The sequence below is a fragment of the Noviherbaspirillum soli genome, from assembly GCF_015352955.1.
Taxonomy (GTDB): domain Bacteria; phylum Pseudomonadota; class Gammaproteobacteria; order Burkholderiales; family Burkholderiaceae_D; genus Noviherbaspirillum_A; species Noviherbaspirillum_A soli.
The window spans coordinates 12,811-32,654 of record NZ_JACYOX010000035.1 but is presented as its reverse complement, the minus strand read 5'-3'; the positions used below and the strand labels follow the sequence as shown (position 1 = coordinate 32,654).

16 protein-coding genes are annotated in these 19,844 nt (G+C 65.8%); 6 read left to right on the top strand and 10 right to left on the bottom strand.

The window, feature by feature from the left end:
* Positions 1-33 precede the first annotated feature (33 nt).
* Genes IGW04_RS20360 through IGW04_RS20335 form a run of 6 tightly spaced genes read left to right on the top strand, consistent with a single transcriptional unit; the run spans position 34 to position 5,948 of the window.
* Positions 34-822 carry an enoyl-CoA hydratase gene (locus tag IGW04_RS20360; protein WP_194714930.1) on the top strand — a complete coding sequence of 263 codons (789 nt, stop codon included), beginning with the start codon at positions 34-36 and terminating at the stop codon, positions 820-822.
* Positions 819-1,634: a VOC family protein gene (locus IGW04_RS20355; RefSeq protein WP_194714929.1), complete on the top strand. Its 816-nt coding sequence runs from the start codon at positions 819-821 to the stop codon at positions 1,632-1,634. Before IGW04_RS20360 ends, IGW04_RS20355 begins: the two co-directional genes overlap by 4 nt.
* 42 nt (positions 1,635-1,676) lie before the next feature.
* Positions 1,677-2,843, top strand: a complete 1,167-nt coding sequence (locus tag IGW04_RS20350; RefSeq protein ID WP_194714928.1) for an acyl-CoA dehydrogenase family protein — start codon at positions 1,677-1,679, stop codon at positions 2,841-2,843.
* An 18-nt stretch (positions 2,844-2,861) separates the two neighbouring features.
* Positions 2,862-4,079: an acyl-CoA dehydrogenase family protein gene (locus tag IGW04_RS20345; protein ID WP_194714927.1), complete on the top strand. Its 1,218-nt coding sequence runs from the start codon at positions 2,862-2,864 to the stop codon at positions 4,077-4,079.
* A gap of 52 nt (positions 4,080-4,131) precedes the next feature.
* On the top strand, positions 4,132-5,103 hold the full coding sequence (locus tag IGW04_RS20340; RefSeq protein WP_194714926.1) for a Bug family tripartite tricarboxylate transporter substrate binding protein: 972 nt from the start codon (positions 4,132-4,134) through the stop codon (positions 5,101-5,103).
* 23 nt (positions 5,104-5,126) lie between these two features.
* Positions 5,127-5,948, top strand: a complete 822-nt coding sequence (locus tag IGW04_RS20335) for an enoyl-CoA hydratase (RefSeq protein ID WP_194714925.1) — start codon at positions 5,127-5,129, stop codon at positions 5,946-5,948.
* Between the two features lie 265 nt (positions 5,949-6,213).
* On the opposite strand, the gene IGW04_RS20330 is transcribed toward IGW04_RS20335, so the two are convergent.
* The 10 genes from IGW04_RS20330 to IGW04_RS20285 form a co-directional block, all read right to left on the bottom strand.
* A complete protein-coding gene (locus tag IGW04_RS20330; protein WP_194714924.1) occupies positions 6,214-7,764 on the bottom strand; it encodes an acyl-CoA carboxylase subunit beta in 1,551 nt (516 codons plus the stop codon).
* A 58-nt stretch (positions 7,765-7,822) separates the two neighbouring features.
* Positions 7,823-8,050, bottom strand: coding sequence for an acetyl-CoA carboxylase biotin carboxyl carrier protein subunit (locus IGW04_RS20325; protein ID WP_194714923.1), 228 nt, complete (start codon positions 8,048-8,050; stop codon positions 7,823-7,825).
* 49 nt (positions 8,051-8,099) lie between these two features.
* A complete protein-coding gene (locus IGW04_RS20320) occupies positions 8,100-9,446 on the bottom strand; it encodes an acetyl-CoA carboxylase biotin carboxylase subunit (protein ID WP_194714922.1) in 1,347 nt (448 codons plus the stop codon).
* A gap of 4 nt (positions 9,447-9,450) precedes the next feature.
* On the bottom strand, positions 9,451-11,886 hold the full coding sequence (locus tag IGW04_RS20315; protein ID WP_194714921.1) for a CaiB/BaiF CoA-transferase family protein: 2,436 nt from the start codon (positions 11,884-11,886) through the stop codon (positions 9,451-9,453).
* Positions 11,887-11,948: 62 nt separating this feature from the next.
* Positions 11,949-12,821: an ABC transporter permease gene (locus IGW04_RS20310; protein ID WP_194714920.1), complete on the bottom strand. Its 873-nt coding sequence runs from the start codon at positions 12,819-12,821 to the stop codon at positions 11,949-11,951.
* Positions 12,818-13,777 carry an ABC transporter permease gene (locus tag IGW04_RS20305; protein WP_194714919.1) on the bottom strand — a complete coding sequence of 320 codons (960 nt, stop codon included), beginning with the start codon at positions 13,775-13,777 and terminating at the stop codon, positions 12,818-12,820. The genes IGW04_RS20310 and IGW04_RS20305 overlap by 4 nt, the downstream gene beginning before the upstream one ends.
* Positions 13,778-13,792: 15 nt before the next feature.
* The gene (locus tag IGW04_RS20300) at positions 13,793-15,397 is read right to left on the bottom strand and encodes an ABC transporter substrate-binding protein (RefSeq protein WP_228527261.1); all 1,605 of its coding nucleotides are present in this window, start codon (positions 15,395-15,397) and stop codon (positions 13,793-13,795) included.
* Positions 15,398-15,444: 47 nt separating this feature from the next.
* Positions 15,445-16,482, bottom strand: a complete 1,038-nt coding sequence (locus IGW04_RS20295; RefSeq protein WP_228527259.1) for an ABC transporter ATP-binding protein — start codon at positions 16,480-16,482, stop codon at positions 15,445-15,447.
* Positions 16,479-17,552, bottom strand: coding sequence for an ABC transporter ATP-binding protein (locus IGW04_RS20290; RefSeq protein WP_228527258.1), 1,074 nt, complete (start codon positions 17,550-17,552; stop codon positions 16,479-16,481). The genes IGW04_RS20295 and IGW04_RS20290 overlap by 4 nt, the downstream gene beginning before the upstream one ends.
* Before the next feature lie 10 nt (positions 17,553-17,562).
* Entirely contained in the window at positions 17,563-19,278 is a 1,716-nt protein-coding gene (locus IGW04_RS20285) for an AMP-binding protein (RefSeq protein WP_194714918.1), read from the bottom strand.
* Between the last annotated feature and the right edge of the window lie 566 nt (positions 19,279-19,844).

Here is a 19,844-nt window from a genome sequence, read left to right as displayed (position 1 = left end):
GCGCCAACCTCACCGATAGGACGAGGAGGAGACATGGAAGACGTACTGATCGAGTCGCTCGAGGATGGCTTGCTGACGCTGGTCATGAACCGGCCGCAGGTGCGCAACGCGCTGAGTCCCGAGCTTACCCAGCGACTGCTCGATGCCGTAAGGAAGGCTGAAAGCGATCCGGCCGTCAGGGCCATCCTGCTCACCGGCGCCGGCAATGCGTTCTGCTCCGGCGGCGATGTGAAGGCGATGGCCACGGGGGGACAAACGGCAACCTACGACCAGCGAGTGCGCCAATTGCGGGCGCGCATGGAAGTGTCGAGACTGCTGCACCAGATGCCCAAGCCGTCCATTGCACTACTGCGCGGAGCCGCCGCTGGCGCAGGCCTGTCGCTGGCGCTGGCATGCGACATCCGCATCGCCACGCCGGGCGCCAAGCTCACCACCGCCTTCGCCAGGGTCGGCCTGTCAGGCGACTTCGGCGGCACGTATTTCCTGCCAAAGATCGTGGGTGCGGCAAAGGCGCGGGAACTTTACCTGCTGGGCGATGTGCTTGACGGCGAGCAGGCGCTGGCCATCGGCCTCGTCACCCGGCTCTTCCCGGACAGCGACATCGAGGAGGAGACGCGACGGATTGCAGCACGCCTGGCATCCGGACCAACGGTCGCGCTGGGCTACATCAAGGAGAACCTGAACCTGGCCGAGCATGGCGACCTCGGAAGCGTCTTCGACGCCGAAGCGCTGCGGCACATTCGCTGTGCCGGCACGGACGACCACAGGGAAGCGGCACAGGCCTTCGTTGAAAAGCGTGCACCGGTTTTCAGGGGGACATGAGCATGGGCTACCTCCGACTACGCCAGGTATGCCTGGTCGCGCCCGAGCTCGCGCCGGCTGAACGACTGTTGGGTACCGTACTCGGGCTGTCGCCATGCTACCGGGATCCCAACGTCAGGCGCTATGGCCTGGAAAACGTGTTGTTCCCGATCGGCAGCGATTTCATCGAAATCGTTGCCCCGACCCAGCCCGGCACCGCAGCCGGCCGCTTCCTGGAGCAGCGCAGCGGACGCGGTGGCTACATGGCGATCCTCGACTGCGACGATCCGCAGCGGCGCCAGCGTCACGCGGAGGCGCTCGGCATCCGCGTGGCCAACCTGCTGCAATACGAGGATTACACCGGCGTGCAGCTGCATCCGCGCGACACTGGCGCCGCCATGATCGAATTCAATCATACCCACGGCGGTGAAGAACCCGGAGGGCCCTATCACCCCGCAGGGCCCGACTGGCGACGCCATGTGCGTGACGACACCACCAAGCGCATGCTGGCGATCGATATCACGGCACCCGACCCGGCCGCGTTCGCCGGCCATTGGGCGCAGATCCTTGAGCGGCCATTGACCACGCTGGCTGAGCAGCCGCCGCGGATCGATCTCGACAGGGGCGCGATTTGCTTCATCCCCGGCCCGGCTGCAGGGCAGCCTTTTTTCTCCGGTATCACGCTGCAGGTCACCGATCCGGACGAGATGCTGGCGGCGGCGGTCCGCGCCGGATGTAAAAGCGACGTTACGGGCTTCCAGCTCTGCGGGGTACGCTTTGCCCCGACTGGCATGACCGCCGCCACACTGGGCGAGGCATATGGCGCGCCCTGAATCGCCCCCGCCAACGTGCCCGGCAACAGAGAGAAACACAGCATGACTTGGGAGCTTACGCCGGAACAGTCGATGCTGCGCGATAGCGCGGAACGGTACTTCCGCGAGCATTATCCATTCGAGAAGCGGCGTGCGGCGCCCGGATCGCAAGCAGGTGCGGACAGCGCAAGCTGGGGCCGCTTCGCTGAATTCGGGTGGCTGGCGGCGCCGTTCCCCGAATCCGATGGCGGCATGGGCGGCGGTCCGGTCGAAGCCGCGATCATCATGGAAGGCATAGGCGCCAGCCTGGCGCCGGAACCCTATCTGCCTGCCGTCGTCCTGTGCGGCGGCCTGCTTGCCGCGCTGGGCGACGACACGCAGAAGCAGTCCTGGCTGCAACCCCTGCTGGAAGGGGCCAGCCTGCCCGCGCTCGCGTTCGCGGAGCCGCAGTCCCGCTATGACCTGCATGACTGCCTGGCCTCGGCACGGGAGCGCGATGGTCGCTATTCGCTGAACGGGCACAAGGCGGTGGTGCTGGGCGGCGCCGGCGCCACCGCCTATATCGTGGTTGCCCGCACGCGCGGAGCCCAACGCGCATCCGACGGCCTGAGCCTGTTCGTCGTGCCTCGCGCTGCCGACGGTCTCGCCGTCATTCCGTATCCGACAATTGACGGGCTCAATGCCTGCGAACTGCGGTTGCAGGACGTGCTGGTGGAGCATGCCGCTTTGCTCGGGCCGGTGCATCGGGGCGCCGCCGCGTTGAACAAGATCATCGATGCGGGCGCCGTCGCCGTCGCGGCCGAAGCGCTCGGCGCCATGACGTCGCTTTTCAAGCTGACACTCGACTATGTCAAGACCCGGCAGCAGTTCGGCCGCCCGCTCTCTTCCAATCAGGCGCTGCAGCACCGGCTGGTCGACATGCATATCGCACTGGAGGAGACCAGGGCAGTGGTCGCCCATGCGGTACGCTGCGCAGACAGCGACGATGCGGTGACTCGCGGCAAAGCGGTATCCGCAGCCAAGATCCAGGCGGGGAAAACGGGCCGCCTGATCGGCCAGGAGGCGGTGCAGATGCACGGCGCGATGGGCGTCACGGACGAGTCGCCGGTCAGCCATTATTTCAAGCGCCTGACGATGATCGATGTCTGCTTCGGCAATGTGTCATGGCACGAGCAGCGGTACGCGCAACTGACGCTTGATGCGGGCGCTGCCAATGATCGTCCGGCATGAGGGCGGGAGGACCAGACCATGCAAATCGCACTTACCGCCGCCGACCAGGAGTTCTGCACCGAAGTCCGGACATTCATTGCGCACCATCTTCCTGCCAATATCGCGCAGAAAGTGGACCAGGACCAGATCCTGGTCAAGGACGACTATGTGCGTTGGCAACAGATACTCGGGAAGCAGGGCTGGCTCGCCTTTACCTGGCCGGCCGAAACCGGCGGTCCGGGCTGGAGCGTCGTGCAGCAGCATCTGTTCGACGCTATCTGCGCGGAGATGAACTGCCCGCCTATCGTGCCCTTCGGCACGCGCATGGTGGGCCCGTTGATCCAGGCATACGGCACGCCCGAGCAAAAGAGACGCTTCATCGGGCCGATCCTGCGGTCGACCGAATGGTGGTGCCAGGGCTATTCCGAGCCGATGGCCGGCTCCGACCTGGCGGCGCTGAAGACGCGCGCCGAGGACCGGGGCGATCACTATCTGGTAAACGGCCAGAAGATATGGACCTCCTGGGCGCATTACGCCGACTGGATGTTTTGCCTGGTGCGCACCAGTCGTGAAGAACGGCCGCAGCAGGGTATTACTTTCCTGCTGCTGGACATGAAAAGCCCGGGAGTCGAGGTCAGGCCGATCACTTCCCTCGACGGCACGCACTCGCTCAACGCCATCTTCTTCAACGACGTGCGGGTTCCGAAGGAAAACCGAATCGGCGAGGAAGGCAAGGGCTGGAGCTACGCCAAGTTCCTGCTGTCGCATGAGCGGCTTGACAACGCCTCGGTCGGCTTCGCCAGGCGCCTGCTGCGAAAACTGAAGAAAGTGGCGCAGTCCTCGCCATCCGGCGCTGTGCCCTTGAGCCAGGACCCCGCGTTCCGGGCCAAGCTGGTCGACGTGGAAATACGCCTGCTCGCTCTCGACCTGCGGGTGATGCAGATGCTGGCCGAGATGGCCGCCGGCAGCAAGCCCGGGCCCGCAGTATCGGGACTCAAGGTCCGCGGCACCGAACTCTGCCAGCGCCTGCTCGAACTGCTGATGGAGGCGTCGGGCTACTACGCGCTGCCCTATCAGAAATCGCTCATCCTCGGCAGCGGCCATGAAACGCCGGTCGGCCCTGATTTTGCGGCGACCGCCGCCGCGCGCTATTTGAACCGCCGGGCAATGTCGATCTTCGGCGGCACCACCGAGGTTCAAAAGAACATACTGGCCAAGGCGGTGCTCGGCCTTGGCCAGGACAAAATGGAAACATGAAGAGAACGCCGTTGCGACATCCTGTGCAAAGAGGCTGACAAAGGAGACAACCATGAAGCCGATATTCACACTCGTGCTGTGCAGCGCCCTCGGCGCCCCGGCCGCCGCGCAGACCGGCGACGCCGGCAGCTACCCGGACAAGCCGGTGCGCATTGTGGTGCCGTTTGCTCCAGGCGGCGCTTCCGACACGATTACGCGCAAGATCGCCGACAAGCTTTCGCCCCGGCTCAGGCAGCCCGTCATTGTCGACAACCGCGCCGGCGGCAATACGGTCATCGCGAGCGAGCACGTGGCGAAAGGGCCAAAGGACGGCTATACCATCTACTCGACCAACACCACGATCTTCCAGGTGCCGATGGTGAGCCCAAACGCGCGCTATGACGAGGAAAAGGATTTCAGGCCACTGGCACGGTGCTGCACGGCACCGCTGGCGCTGGTCGTGCGCGCCGACAGTCCGGTAAGGACGACACGGGAGTTCGTCGAGAACATGAAGGCGCGCCCGGGGCAGACCAGCTACGGTACAGCCGGCGCCGGCGGCACCCAGCACATCCTAAGCGAAGCCCTCAAGCGCTCCGGGGGCATCGACTCGATCCATATCCCGTACAAGGGCGAGGCGCCCCTGGTGTCCGATTTTCTCGGCGGGCGCCTCGACTGGTACATCGCGACCCCGATCACGATTGCCCCTTTCGTCAAGAGCGGCAAGGCCCGGGTCCTGGCGGTCACCGGCCCGGACCGCATTCCGCTGTTCCCCGACATTCCGACGTTCAAAGAACAGGGTATTCCCAGCCTGGAGGCGGTCGGCTGGTATGGCTTGTTCGCTCCCGCGGGGACGCCCGCATCGGTCGTCGACCGCCTCAGCCAGGAACTGGTGGCGGTACTGCAGCAGCCCGACATCACGCAGTACATCAATGAAAGCGGCCTGGTGCCGGCCGTCCTCGGCGCGGACGAATTCGCGAAAACGCTGCCGCCGCTGCGGGAAACGTTCCGCACCCTGATCAGGGAAAACAACATCAAGGTCGAGTAGACCGCTTGCTGCCGGAGAAGACCATGGATTACACCGAACTGCTGTACGCAACGCATGAGCATGTCGCCACGCTGACCCTGAACCGGCCGGCCAGTCTGAACGCCTGGACCCGGACCATGGAAGAAGAGGTGCGCAGTGCCCTGGCGCGGGCGGGCGCCGACGACGACGTGCGCGTCATCGTCATCACCGGTGCCGGGCGCGGCTTCTGCGCCGGAGCCGACATGAAGCTTATCCAGGGCATCAGCCAAGGAACCGTCCCCCGGCCGCCTGACGCCGAATCTCCGGCGATGCAGGCGGCTGCCGGCATGGAGGCGAATTTCCGGCAGCGCTTCAGCGCCATGCTGCGCATACCCAAGCCCATCGTCGCCGCCATCAACGGGCCGGTCGCGGGAATCGGCCTGTGCCTGGCGCTTTTCTGCGACATCCGCTACATGGCCGAGGGCGCGAAGCTGACGACCGCATTCGCCCGGCGCGGGCTGATCGCCGAGCATGGCATTTCATGGATGCTGCCAAGGCTGATCGGCACCATGCATGCGCTCGACCTGCTTTATTCGGCGCGTCTGGTGGACGCGAGCGAGGCGGCTCAAATCGGCCTGGTGAAACTGTTGCCGGCGCAGGGTTTTGCCGAAGCGGTGCAGCGCGCTGCAGCCGATCTCGCCAACCTTTCCTCGCCGCGTTCGATGGGCGTGATCAAGCGGCAGGTGTACGACGGGCTGTTCCAGGATCTGGGGCAGGCCTGGCAGGTGGCGGACGAGGCCATGCAGGCTTCGTTCCAGTCCGAAGACTTCAGGGAAGGCGTTGCCCACTTCGTGGAAAAACGGGCGCCGCGCTTCACTGGACGCTGATGAAGCAGCGCATTCACGAACCGGAAGGCTCCCGCGATGCACGTGCAGGAGAAACAATACCTGGCGGCCTTGTTGCGCAAATTACGCCGTCCAGCACATCGGAGGCAGCTCGGGATTGATACGCTGCGCGGGCATTGGAATGATCCGGCCCGGTTGGATGCGCGCATTGTCCACATCGGGAGATCGCTGCTGGCATAGCTTCGGCGGCACCGTGCCGCCAAAGTCGTCTTCGCGACTGCGGGCGCTGGCTTGCTGACTGCCAACGCTACGGCCGCGTCCCGTGCGACGGCCTTCCTAATTGCGCTGGCAATAACGCGTAGGCATCCCGCACCCAATCGCACAGCAGCGGCCTGGTATCACGCGGGTCGATGATTTCCTCGACGCCGAAATTCTCCGCGGTTCGGAAAGGCGACCTTACCGCCTCCAGCCGGCCGCGTATATCCTCGAGCAACCCTTCCCTGTCGTCACTCGCTTCCAGCTCGCTCCGGTAGGCTGCCTCCAGCCCGCCTTCGACCGGCAACGAGCCCCAGTCACCCGACGGCCATGCATAGCGCTGCACAAAGGCGTGGCGGTTGGTCATGCCGGCGCCACCTACGCCGAAGCATTTGCGGATGATAATCTCGGCGGTTGGAACGCTGGCCTGGTAGACCGCGGCGACGGCTCGGGCGGCGTAGCGGATGGTGCCGCGCTTTTCGGCCTGGGTGCCGACGGCAATGCCGGGCTGGTCGGTCATGACCACGACCGGCAGATGGAAGGTCTGGCACAGGTCAACCAGGCGGATCATCGCGTCCGAGCCCTCGACCGTCAGGACGCCGCCGCCCACGTACGGGTCGGAGGCGATGATGCCGACCGGATGGCCGTCCAGCCTCGCCAGCGCAGTCACGACCGGCCCGCCGTAGCGGGCCAGCTCGAATACCGAGCCGGCATCGAAGATCGCTGCCAGCACCGGCCGTATCCGCACCGGCTGGCGGCGGTTGCGCGGCACGGCGCTGAGCAGCTTTTCATCGCGGCGGTCGACCGGGTCGCTGCAAGGCTGCACCGGCGGCAGCTGGTGCACGCTGGGCGGCAGGTAGGAAAGAAAGCCGCGTATCTGCCGGAATGCCTCTTCCTCGCTCGGCACCACGACATCGACCACGCCGCTCTTGCGGTGGATCTGGGCGCCGCCGAGCTCTTCCTTGCTCAGCACTTCGCCGGTGGCGAACTTGACGACAGGCGGGCCGGCGGTGAACAGCTGTGCGGTCGGTTCGACCAGGATGGAAAAGTGCGAGGTCACCACCCGCGCCGCGCCCAGGCCGGCCACCGAGCCCATGCAGGCAGCGACGACCGGCACCACGCTCATGTTGTCGACCACGTAGTTCCAGGCCGGGTTCGCCGGCACATAGGTGTAGCCAAAGCGTTCCAGCATTTTCACGCTGCCGCCGCCGCCGGTGCCGTCGACCAGGCGCACCATCGGCAGCTGCAGGCTGTTGGCCATCTGCTCGGCATGGATCTGCTTGCCGCGGATGCCGGCATCGGCGGCGCCGCCGCGTATGGTGAAGTCATCGCCGCCGACCACCACCTTGCGCTGGTCGATGCGGCCGGTGCCATACAGGAAGTTGGCCGACATGAAGCTCTTGAGCTCACCGTCTTCGTACTCGGCCTTGCCGGCCAGCGTGCCGACCTCGCGAAAGGTGCCCGGGTCGAGCAGCGCGGCAATCCGGTCCCGGATCGGCAGCTTGCCGTGAGAGCGGTGCTTGTCCACCTTTTCCGGGCCGCCCATTTCGTGGGCAAGGGCCTTGCGCCTGTTCAGTTCATCGAGTTCCGGCTGCCAGCTCATCGCGTTCCTCCTTCGTTCATTGTGCATTGCCGGCTGCTGCCGGGCTTGGGCCACGCTTTCAGGCGGCCGTGTCCAGGATCACCAGCACCTGCTGCTCGGTGACGGCATCGCCTTCGATGACCTTTACCTCTGCAACCCTGCCGTCGGCGGGCGCGGTGACGGGAATTTCCATCTTCATCGACTCCACGATCAGCAGGGTGTCGTCCGCCGACACCAGCTGCCCCGCTTTCACCTCCACTTTCCAGATGGTGCCAGTGACTTCCGATTCGATATTCAACGTCGCCATGCGCTTGCTCCTGTCTTGTTATCGGGGTGATTCAAAGAATGCGGCGCGGCTAGCGCCGGGCCAGCACGTCGGCAGTCAGGCCGGTATGGATGGCGCCGGCAAGGAATGCCTCGTCGTCCAGCACTTGGCGTGCAAAGGCGAGGTTGGTCTTCACGCCTTCGATGACGAACATCCCGAGCGCCTCGCGCATCCGTGCAATCGCCTGCCGCCGGGTCGCGCCGCGCGTGATGACCTTGGCCAGCATCGGGTCGTAGAACGGCGTGACCGTGTTGCCCTCGGCATAGCCGGTCTCGACGCGTATGCCCTCGCCCTGCGGCGGCCGGAATACCCGCAGCGGGCCGGGCGATGGCAGGAAGCGTTTCGGGTCCTCCGCATATACCCGCACCTCGATCGCATGGCCTTGGGGCGCAAGGCCGGCCGGCAGCACCTGGTCCAGCCGCTCGCCGGCAGCCAGCCTGATCTGCGCCTGCACCAGGTCGACACCGGTCACTTCCTCCGTTACCGCATGTTCGACCTGCAGCCGGGTGTTCATCTCCAGGAAGGAGAATCCTGCCGCCGGGTCATACAGCGTTTCTACCGTGCCGATGTTGTCGTAGCCTAGCGCCGCGAGGATGCCGGTGATGCGCCCGGCGGTCTCCATGATCGCACCCCGGTCGATGTTAGGCGCCGGCGATTCCTCGATCACTTTCTGGTGCCGGCGCTGCACCGAGCAGTCGCGCTCGAATAGGTGGCGCACCGCGCCATGGCGGTCGGCCAGCACCTGGAATTCGATATGGCGCGGCCTCTGCATGAGCCGCTCCAGGTAGAGTTCGGCGTTGCCGAAGCTGCGCCTGGCCAGCGATGCGGCGCGCTCCAGCGCCGCCGCCAGCTCCTCTTCACCGTGGGCAGGCAGCATGCCGATGCCGCCGCCGCCGGTCGCGGGCTTGACCAGCACCGGGAAACCCACCGCGCGCGCCGCCGCCAGCCCTTCCTCCCAGCTTCCGGACAGGATGCCGCTGCTCGCGCCCATCGGCATGCCGTGCGCGGCCATCAGCGCGCGTGCCCGGGTCTTGTGCCCCATCGCTTCCAGCCACCTGGTGCTGGGACCGATGAAGCCGACGCCGGCGTCGATCACGCGTGCCGCAAAGCCCGCGTTCTCGGAGAGGAAGCCGTAACCGGGATGGACACCGTCAGCGCCGCTGCGGCGCACCACGTCCAGCAGCGCATCCTGGTTCAGATAACTGGCGGCAGGCGCTGCCGACCCTATCGCATGGCATTCATCCGCCATCGCGAGGTAAGCCAGGTTGCGATCCGCTTCCGAATAGACTGCCACGCTGGCAATGCCCAGCTTGCGCAGGGCCGCGATGACCCGCGCCGCTACGGCGCCGCGGTTGGCGACGACGACTTTCCGATACATGTTGCTATCCTTTTCCGTTGCCTGCCTTTGCCTGGCGCGATGCCGGCTTCGGCACCGCTGCGGTGCCGATTACGCCGCGCCCGGCCAGCGCTTCCAGGCGTTCCGGGGCCAGGCCCAGTACCTCGCCCAGTACCTTGCCGTTATGCTCACCCAGCGTCGGCGCAGCCCCGCGTAGCGGAGCGGACTTGCCGTGCTCGCGATAAAAAGTGCTGCCGGCGATGTAATGCCCGACGAACGGGCGCTCCACGGTGCGCCAAAAGCCGCGCCCGACCAGGTGCGGGTCGTTCAGCAGCGCCGGTATCGGCCGCACCGCGCCGGCGGGCACCCCGTGCGCCTGCAACTGCGCCATGGCCGCATCGGCTTCCCGGCCGGCGGTCCATTCGCCGATGGCCGCCTCGACCTCGTCCTGCCGCCCGCGCCGTCCGCCGACATCGGACAGGCCGACATCCCGCGCCAGGTCGGTGCGGCCGATCGCGCTGCACAGGTACTGCCACTGCGCATCGGTAGCCACGGAGATCACGATCCATGCATCGTCGCCGCGGCAGCGGAAGCAGCCATGCGGCGCATGCACCGGATGCCGGTTGCCGATGCGCGGCCCGACCTGGCCGCATACCGACTGCTCGATGATGGAAGGCGCGACCAGCGACAGCATGCCTTCGACCTGCGACAGGTCGATGAAGCGGCCGCGGCCGCTGCGCTGCTGCTCCGTCAACCCCAGCATCAGGGCGGCCGCGGCGTTATAGCCGCCGATCGGGTCGCCGTAGGCGTAAGACGTCATGGTCGGCGGCCAGTCCGGGAAACCCGACACCATGGGCAGGCCGGACGCCTGTTCCAGCGTCCCGCCGTAGGCCCGGGTATTGCTCCACGCATTGTCGGTGCCGAAGGCAGGCATGGACACCATGACGATACCGGGGTTGACCGCCGCCAGCGCCGGGTAGTCCAGGCCCAGCTTGGGCAGCACTTCAGCCGAGTAGTTGTCGATGACCGCATGCGCGCCGGCCACCAGTTCCTTGAACAGCCGGCGGCCTTCGGCGCTGGTCAGGTCCAGCGTTACGTCGAGCTTGTTGCGGTTCATCAGGTTGAAGTAGGCCGACTTTTCGTACAGCCGTTCCTTGTAGAAGGCATCGCTGTAGCTGACGCCGCGCCACCAGTCCGGGTAGCCTGTGCTTTCCACCTTGATCACTTCGGCGCCGAGGTCGGCCAGGTGGCGAGTGGCGAACGGCCCGGCCCAGCCCATGGTCAGGTCGACGATGCGCACGCCCTGCAGCGGCAGCGTGCCGGGAAGGGCTTCGGCCGCATCGACGGAGCTGGCTTTCAGGCCCGGGCTGCGGGCAGCATGCTCGCCGGCCAGCGGCGCGCGGCCGCCGGGCAAGGGCCCGGCCTCGTCCATGCGCTGGGGCAGGATGGGGCCTTCGAAGCATGCCTCGCCCAGGCTGATCGGAACGAAGGCGCCGCGCTCGCGGTGCACTTGCTGCGACAGGAGCTGCGCCATGTCGGGGACGATGACCACCGGCAGCCGTTCCGCGGCGCACAGAGCAAACCATTCCGCCGCGCTGCGGGTCGCCAGGATGGGCGTCATGATGGCGTCGAGTTCGTCAGCGCGGGTCAGGCGCTCGCCGCCGTCGAGAAAGCGGGGATCCTGCGCCAGCTCGGGCCGCCCCAGCACCTTGCACAGGCCGTGCCACTGGGCCGCGGTCACCGTAAAGATGCCCAGCCAGCCATCGCTGGTGGGATAGATCGCGGCCGGGTGCTGGCTGCCGAAGCGGTTGATGCCGGCACGCGGCCGGCTGCGTCCTTCCATCGCCAGGCCGATATCGATCTCCACCAGGTGCAGCAGCGCTTCATGCACATTCAGTTCGTAGCGCCGGCGGCCCTGCCCGCGGCCGTACAGGGCCGCGGCGGCAATGCTGTACGCGGCCAGGCCGGCCGCAATGCCGGACTGGCTGTCGTGCGGCACCAGCGGCGGCCCCTCGACGGGCCCGGCGCTGTGGATCACGCCGGCCAGCGCGCGGCAGACCGCGTCGGTGCCGGCAAAGCCGCTGTACGGCCCCTCCGAACCGAACCAGTTGAAGACGATCTCGACCTGGACCGCGCCGCCGCCCTCGCCTTGCAGCGCGAATGCCGGCGCCGGCGGCTGCTGCAGCGCGCGGGCATCCAGCAGCACGTCGCTGCCGGCGATGAGTTCGCGCAGGCGGGCGCGGTCGGCCTCCTCATCCAGGTCAGCAATCAGGCTCTGCTTGTTGGTATTGAGCCAGCCGAAGTAGGCGCTTTCCATGCGGCCACCGATGTCGACCAGCGGCTCCTCGCGCCGCGCCGGGTCGCCGCCGGGCGGCTCGACCTTGACGACCTGCGCCCCGAAGTCGGAAAACAGCTTGCCGCAGAACGACAGCGCAGTGCCCGTACCCACTTCGACAACCCGGATTCCTTCGAACGGCAACATGGACAAGCTCCGTAAGCCAGATCAGTTCATTCCAGGCCGGCCGGCATGCGCCAGCCGGCCTGCTAGCGGTGTTTCATGGTCGGGTCGAGCGCGACCCGCAGCGATTCACCCAGCGCATTGAAGGCCAGCGCGGTGCAGAGGATGGCCAGCCCCGGCGGATACATCTGGCTGGGCGCGAACTCCATGTTCTGGTAAGCCCGCGCCAGCATCGCGCCCCAGCTCGCCAGCGGCGGCTGTATGCCCAGGCCGAGAAAGCTCAGCGAGGCCTCCGCCAGCAGCGCGCCGGCCAGCAACAGCGTCACCTGCACGATCACGGGCTGGACGGTATTGGGCAGCACATGCCGCCACAGGATGCGGCCGGTGCTGGCGCCAAAGCAGCGTACCGCATCGACATACAGTTCCTGGCGCACGACCAGGGTGCGCGCCCGCACCAGGCGAGCCAGCTGCGGCGCAAACACAATGCCGACCGCGATCATGCCGTTGATCAGGCCGATGCCCAGCGCGCCGGTCACGGCGATGGCGAGCACGATGGCCGGAAACGATAGGAGCGTGTCGATGCCGCGGCTGATGACCTCGTCGACCCAGCCGCCGAGAAATCCCGCGAGCAGGCCGACCGGCACGCCCAGCACTACGGCGACGCCGACCGCCAGGAAGCTGGACCACAGCGAAGCCGCCGCGCCATGGATTAGCCGGCTGAGCACATCGCGACCCAGGTCGTCGGTGCCCAGCCAGTGCGCGGACGAGGACTCGGCAAGCGTGTTGGTGAGATCCTGTGCCGTCGGCGAATACGGCGCGATCAGCGGCGCGGCCACCGACAGCAGCGCCACTAGGCACAGGAATAGCAGGCTGATGGTTGCGCCCGTATTGAGCCGCCAGCGCAGACGCCGCCGGGGAGCGGCCACCGCGGGTTCCAGCTCGTTGATGACCGCGCTCATGACGAGACCCTCGGGTCGACCACGCGGTACAGCGCGTCGGCCGTGAAATTAATGACGATGACGATCAGCACCATGGTGAAGACCACGCCCTGCACCACCGGGAAATCGCGATGCACCGCGCCATGGACGATCAGGCTGCCCATGCCGGGTATGGCGAACACCGCTTCAACCACGACAGTGGCGGCAAGCAGGCGGTTGGCCAGCAGCGCAATCACGGTCAGCAGATTGACGCTGACATTCTTCAGCCCATGCTTCCAGAGGATGACAGACGGCGCCACGCCTTTCGCGTGCAGCGTGCGCACCTGCTGCGACGACAGCAGCTCGGCCAGCGAACTGCGCAACTGGCGCGCCACCTCGGCAATGCCGCCGGCAGCGAGCGCAAGTCCGGGCAGCACCGCGTGGCGCAGCGCTTCCAACGGGTTGTCCGACAGCGGCACCGAGCCGGTCGCGGGAAACCAGTTGCGCTCCAGCGCCAGCATCGACACCAGGATCATCGCCAGCCAGAAGTTGGGAATGGCCACGCCCAGCGAGGTCAGGGTCATCAGCGCGCGGTCCAGCAGCGAGCCGGGACGGCTGGCAGCAATGACGCCGAGCGGTATGCCGACCAGCACCGCCAGCAGCAGCGCGATGGCGACGATCAGCAAGGTGTTGGGCAGGCTGCGCAGGATGGCGTCCAGCACCGGCTCGCCGGACAGCAGCGATACCGAGAGGTTGCCGTGGACCGCTTTCCACAGCCAGCTGCCGTACTGGACCAGGAAGGGCCGGTCCAGCCCGTACAGCTGGCGGATTTCCGCGATGCGCTGCTCGGTGGCATTGTCGCCGGCCAGCGTCAGCGCAATGTCGCCCGGCACCAGCTTGAGCAGCGCGAACACCACGAAGGTGGCGAACACGACCACCGGTATGGTCTGCAGCAGCCTGCGCCAGACAAAGTCCCACTTGCGGCTACGGATGGCCATGGCGTGCCCTCGCCCTCAGCTTGCCAGCCAGACGTCGTCGAACTTGGGCTTGCCCAGCAGGTTGGGCTTGAAGCCCTTGACCTGCTGGGTCGAGGCCACCAGTTCGGCGCGGAAGGCCAGCGGCGCCACTAGGGCCTGCTCCATCACGATGCGCTGTATCTTGGAAAACACCTGCTTGCGAAACTCCAGGTCTTCCCTGGTCCGGCTTTCCTGCAGCAGCGCGGTCAGCTCAGGCGACGCCTCGCTGCGGCCGGCGTTGTAGTACGCGCCCTTGGCGAAGCCGAGCGAGTAGGTCATGCTGGGGTCGGGTCGGCCGGTCCAGGCCGAGAGCAGCGAGTCGAACTTCTTCTCGGTGCCGAAGAACTGGCCAGAGATTTCCGCAATGGAGCCATTGGTCAGCTTTACCCGTATGCCCGCCTTGCCCAGCATTTCCATGATGACTTCGGCGCGCCGCACCGAGTCCTGGTCGTTGTAGCTGCCCATCGTGATTTCCAGCCCGTTTGGCATTCCCGCCTCGGCCAGCAGTTTCTTTGCGCGGGCCGGGTCGTAGGGATACAGCGTCGCCACCTGCTTGTCATAGGCCCAGTGCGATGCCGGCATCAGCATGTAGGCCGGTTCACCCATGCCGCCCAGTGTGGCTCGCAGAAAGGCCGGACGGTCGATGGCAAGGTTGATTGCCTGCCGGACCTTGACGTTGTTCAGGGGCGCGCGGCTGTAATTGAAATAGATCTGGAAGCAGTAGAGGGTCGGCGAGGTCGCCAGCGTCAGGTTCTTGGCCTTGTCCACCAGCGGCTTGTAACGCGACGACAGGTTGTAGATCATGTGGTTCTGGCCTGAAGTGACCGAGCGCAGCCCGGTCGCCTGATCCGGAATGATCAGGATCTCGACGCCGTCGGTATAGGGCTTGTTCGGCTTCCAGTAGGTCTCGTTGCGGGTCAGTAAGATCTTGTCGTTGTCGGCCCAGCTGACGAATTTCCACGGGCCGGCGCCGACCGGCTTGCGGTCGCTCTCGTTGCCGAACTCCTTCACCGCCTTGGGCGAGATCATCATCCCGGCGCGGTCGGTCAGAATGGCCGGCAGCGCGGCGTCGGGCTGGTTCAGCTTGATCCGCACTTCGGTCGGGCTGGCGACCTCGACCGATGCGATGCTGGAGAGGTCGGCCTTGAGGTTGGAGCGGGCATCGGAGCGGTTGCGGTCGAGGTTGAACTTGACGGCTTCCGCATCCATGGGCGTGCCGTCGTGGAACTTGATCTTGTCACTGCGCAGTTTCAACAGCAGCGTCTGCGGGTCCGGCGTCGTCCATTCGGCCATGCCGGGAATGACCTTCAGCGTGTCGTTCTCCCATTCCATCAGCGTGTCATAGATGGGCCACAGGCTGGAATGATCGGAGCCGGCGCCGCCGGTTGCAGGGTCGAGGCTGGACGGATTGGCCGGGGCGACGATCCTGATGACGCCACCCTTGCGCGGCGCGCCCTGCGCCAGCGCCAGGCCGCCCGGCAGCGCCGCCAGCGCAGCGCCGCTCAGGGCCGCCAGCAGCAGATCACGCCTGCTTAACGTCAGCGGGGAAAGCGCGGCGGCTTGCGGCCCGGTTGGCCCGGTTGGATCTGTTGCGTGTGTCAAAATGGTCTCCTTGTCATCGTTATCAGTGGGACTAACAGCAATACGGCTTACAGCGATGCGGTTTCCCTGGCGCGTTCTTCCGGACCCGGCTGGCGCGGCGGCCCGTCGGCGCTGGCGAAGTGACAGGCAACCCAGTGCGACGGGTTCAATTCGCGCCACGCCGGCGCCTCCTCCGCGCAGCGGGCCTGCGCATAGCGGCAGCGGGTCCGGAAACGGCATCCCGACGGGGGCGCGATGGGGCTGGGTATCTCGCCCTGGAGCACGATCTGGCGGTTGGTGCGCATGGCTGACGGCAGCGGTATCGGCTCGGATGACAGCAGCGCTTCGGTATAAGGATGCAGCGGCTTTTCCGAAATGGCCGTGGCCGGCCCCAGTTCCATGAAGCGGCCGAGATAGGCGACGCCGACGCGGTCGCTGATATGCGAGACCACGGACAGGTCATGGGTGATGAACACATAGGTCAGGCCGAATTCGCGCTGCAGTTCGGCAAACAGGTTCAGCACATCGCCGCGGATCGACACGTCGAGTGCGGCGACCACTTCATCGCAGACAATCATGCGTGGCCGCACGGTCAGCACGCGGGCGATGTTGACCCGCTGCTTCTGGCCGCCCGAAAGCTGGTGCGGGTAGCGGCTGCCGATTTCCGGCGGCAGGCCCACTCGCGCCAACGCCTCCAGCGCCTGCCGGCGGTTGGCCGCTTTGTCGCGGCTGCCGCTGATTTCCAGCGGCTCCATGACGCTGGCGAGCATGGTCATGCGCGGGTTGAGCGCCGCATTCGGGTCCTGGAAGATGATCTGATAGTCGCGCCGGTGGCGACGGAACGCATCGCCGGACAGGGTACGCGGATCGACGCCGTTGTACAGTACGCTGCCGCCGCTGGGCTGCAGCAGCGACACCAGCGCGCGGCCCAGCGTGGTCTTGCCCGAGCCCGACTCGCCGATGATGCCGAAGGTCTCGCCGGCCTGCACATCGAAGCTCATGCCATCGACCGCCTTCAGCGTTTCATGGCGGCCCACCGGGAATTCGATGCGCAGGTCGCATACCTGCAGCAGCGGCGTCGATGCGCCGTTCACCGGGGCGGTCAACTGACCGCTCCCGGCAAGACCAGGTTCGCGGCGCGGCAGCAGCGTACCGCGTGCGCCGGCGCGGCCAGTGGCTGCAATGCCTGCGGCGCCTCGCAGGCTGGCAGCGCATGCGGGCAGCGCGGCGCGAATCGGCAACCCGGCGGCATCGCGTCCGGCGACGGCACGCGTCCGGGTATGGACGGCAGCGCGGCGCGGCGCTCCGACAGCCGCGGCAGCGAGCGCAGCAGGCCGGAGGTGTACGGATGACGCGGCCGCAACAGCACATCGTCCACCGGCGCGTTCTCCACCACTTCGCCGGCATACATGGTCAGCATGCGGGTGCAGGTTTCGGCAACCACGCCGAGGTCATGGGTTATGAACAGCAGCGCGGTACCAGTCTGCTCGCTGACATCGCGCAGCAGCTTCAGGATCTGGGCCTGCACGGTCACGTCGAGCGCGGTGGTCGGCTCGTCGGCGATCAGCAGTTTGGGCTGGCAGATCAGCGCCATCGCGATCATCACCCGCTGCCGCATCCCGCCGGAAAGCTGGTGCGGATATTCATCGTGGCGGCGGGCGGGCAGCGCAATGCCGACCTGATCGAGCGCTGCGATCGCGCGTTCGCGGGCTTCTGCGCGGCCGGCCTTGAAATGACTGAGATAGGCTTCGGCAATCTGGTGGCCAATGGTGAAGACCGGGTCCAATGCGCTCATCGGCTCCTGAAAGATCATCGCGATACTCCGGCCGCGGACCCGGCGCATCTCCCGCTCCGGCAGGGCCAGCAAGTTGCGGCCTTCCAGCAGCACCTCGCCCGAGATCCGCGCGGTGGAAGGCGGCAGCAGGCGCATCAGGGACAGGCCGGTGACGCTCTTGCCGCAGCCGCTCTCGCCAACGACGCCAAGGCGTTCGCCCGGCGCCAGGGTCAAGCCGATGTTGCGGGTCACCGGCACGTCGCCGTGATCGGTCTGAAACGAGATGGTCAGGTCACGCACGCTCAGCAGCGTCGCCGGGCCAGCCTGCACGCCGGTGCCTTCCGCATTCGCCGGCATATGCGCCGCTGACCTTTCCACGATGGAATGGGTGGTCACTGTCATCGGGTTCCCGCTACGCTCCCGGCGCAAGCAGCGCCTCGAGTTCATGCTTCTTTACCTTGCCCGTGGCAGTCATCGGCAACTGTTCGACGATGCGCACGCGCGGCACCTTGTAGCTGGCCATGTTGTCGCGGCACCATGCCTGCAATGCGTCCTCGGTGAGGCCGGCGGCTGGGTCCACCATCACGAAGGCGACTGGCACCTGCCCGCGCTGTTCGTCGGCGATGCCAATCACACCCGAGCCCAGCACCGCCGGATGCTGGCCCAGCATCGCTTCCAGCTCGGTCGGAAACACGCTCATGCCCTTCACTTTCAGCATCTCCTTGCGGCGTCCGAGGAAATGCAGGCACCCCTGTGCATCGAACACGCCGATGTCGCCGGTCGCCAGCCAGCCATCACGCAGCGATTCGCTGGTGGCTTCGGGCTTGTTCCAATACGACTTTAGCAGCGAAGGCGTCTTGACCAGGATCTCGCCCTCTTCGCCATGCGGCTTGAGCGCTCCTGTTTCGAAGTCGCAGATCTTGATCAGCGTGCCGGGCACCGGCAGGCCGACGAACACCGGCTGGCCGGCGAGATCGGCGTCGCCTTCCTGGAAGCCGGTCGTGAAGGTGTCGCACGTATGCGTCTCCGACATGCCCCATGCAGCTTCGGCCATGACGGTGCCGGTCAGTTCGAACCAGCGGCGGCGATAGGCCGGGTTGATCTTCTTGACGAAGGAGGACACGCGCGTTGCCTTCAGGCTGCGCATCGAATACTTGCCGGCGTCAGGATGGTCGAGTATCTCGACCGCATTGTCGACCAGCATGCCGGCGCGCGTGACCTGGTAGCGCTCGATCGCAGCCATGACGCCGACCGCGTCCCAGCGCGCCAGCAGCACCAGCGTATTGCCGCCGAAGACGGGGAAGATAAGGCCGAAGTTTTCGCCGGCGATCCAGAACAGCGAAAGGAAGTTGAGGATGATGTCGTCCTGCCGGATATCGTTGGCGACGGTGCAGGTGGTGGCGGCGGTGTAGAGCATGTCGCGTTGGGTATGCACGCAGCCCTTGGGCATGCCGGTCGTGCCGCCGGTGTAGTTCAGCGCGGCGACAGCGTCGAGGTCGGGCGCGACGCGCGGCGGCGCCTCGGCGCACACGGCGAGCGCTGGCATCATGTCGATCGTATCCGGCAGCAGCGGCAGGCGTGGCGCCTTCACGCTGGGCGGCACCGGGATCGCCGGCGTGTCGGGCAGCATGTCCTGGAAGCTGGTGCTGATGACGGTTTGCACCGGAGTGCGTGAGCGCACCTCGTTGACCATGGACGCCAGCTGGTCGAGCACGATGACGACACGGGCACCGGAATCGTTCAGCTCATACGCCAGCTCATGCTCCTTGAACAGCGGGTTGACCGGCACATGCACGGCGCCCAGCCTCAGGATGCCGAAAAAGGCGAAGTGAAATTGGGGACAGTTGGGCAGCATCACCGCGACCCGGTCGCCCTGCCGCACGCCATGCCGGTGCAGCAGGACAGCGCAACGGTCGCTCAGACGGTCCAGCTCTTCATAGCTGATTTGGGTGCCATAGAAAATGACCGCGGGCTTGTCGGGCTGCTGTCTGGCCCACTTGCGCAGGTATTCGTCTATCGTTGCTACACCATGCGGATAAGTCGGTTCGTGAGGAATGCCTGCGGGCCAGTTGCGCGACTGCAGATCGGCCAGTTTCTCGAGATAAGTCTCTTCCTGAAGCTCGTTCATGCCTGTTTGTCTCCTGCTCCGGCAGTCTCGGGACTGCTGCTTTATGGGGTGGGCTTGGGATCCCTTTTAAAATCTACCGGCCCGCAGCCCATGTGTCAACAAAAGCGAAATTGTGTTTCGCTGGACAAAACAACCTCACGAGCCTCTTACCCATTAACGAGGCCTTATTGTCGGCCCATCAAACGATGCGAAATCTCTTATGCTTACCAATGACGGCTCCCGAGTCAGAACGCCTATTCGAGAGATATTTCCCATATCCCGCCAACAGCGAAAAATATTTTAAAAAATGTTCAATGCTGGACAGTCGTGCTCCTGGCCATACACAATGGTCGACATCAGAGCGTGCCTGAATTGCGCAGTTCTTTCATGTCGAGTGAAAATCTATCCGGGAGAAAAAGGCCACGGTAGATTGTCCGGGGTCAGTGCCATGATTGAATTAGTGCAGTGCTCCCAAGCATTTTTGCTCGTGGCTCCTGCGCGCCCATGCCATCCCTCCTCCCTATCTTTTTCATGTCCTGATCGAATGCCACCCGGCCCCACGCATGAAATGAAGTTATGGTCCAAGA

Coding starts and splice junctions, on each gene's coding strand:
- IGW04_RS20325 (WP_194714923.1), bottom strand. CDS start 8,050: ATGGCGACGTTGAATATCGAATCGGAAGTCACTGGCACCATCTGGAAA.
- IGW04_RS20285 (WP_194714918.1), bottom strand. CDS start 19,278: ATGAACGAGCTTCAGGAAGAGACTTATCTCGAGAAACTGGCCGATCTG.
- IGW04_RS20360 (WP_194714930.1), top strand. CDS start 34: ATGGAAGACGTACTGATCGAGTCGCTCGAGGATGGCTTGCTGACGCTG.
- IGW04_RS20310 (WP_194714920.1), bottom strand. CDS start 12,821: ATGAGCGCGGTCATCAACGAGCTGGAACCCGCGGTGGCCGCTCCCCGG.
- IGW04_RS20320 (WP_194714922.1), bottom strand. CDS start 9,446: ATGTATCGGAAAGTCGTCGTCGCCAACCGCGGCGCCGTAGCGGCGCGG.
- IGW04_RS20290 (WP_228527258.1), bottom strand. CDS start 17,552: ATGACAGTGACCACCCATTCCATCGTGGAAAGGTCAGCGGCGCATATG.
- IGW04_RS20340 (WP_194714926.1), top strand. CDS start 4,132: ATGAAGCCGATATTCACACTCGTGCTGTGCAGCGCCCTCGGCGCCCCG.
- IGW04_RS20330 (WP_194714924.1), bottom strand. CDS start 7,764: ATGAGCTGGCAGCCGGAACTCGATGAACTGAACAGGCGCAAGGCCCTT.
- IGW04_RS20355 (WP_194714929.1), top strand. CDS start 819: ATGAGCATGGGCTACCTCCGACTACGCCAGGTATGCCTGGTCGCGCCC.
- IGW04_RS20335 (WP_194714925.1), top strand. CDS start 5,127: ATGGATTACACCGAACTGCTGTACGCAACGCATGAGCATGTCGCCACG.
- IGW04_RS20315 (WP_194714921.1), bottom strand. CDS start 11,886: ATGTTGCCGTTCGAAGGAATCCGGGTTGTCGAAGTGGGTACGGGCACT.
- IGW04_RS20345 (WP_194714927.1), top strand. CDS start 2,862: ATGCAAATCGCACTTACCGCCGCCGACCAGGAGTTCTGCACCGAAGTC.
- IGW04_RS20305 (WP_194714919.1), bottom strand. CDS start 13,777: ATGGCCATCCGTAGCCGCAAGTGGGACTTTGTCTGGCGCAGGCTGCTG.
- IGW04_RS20350 (WP_194714928.1), top strand. CDS start 1,677: ATGACTTGGGAGCTTACGCCGGAACAGTCGATGCTGCGCGATAGCGCG.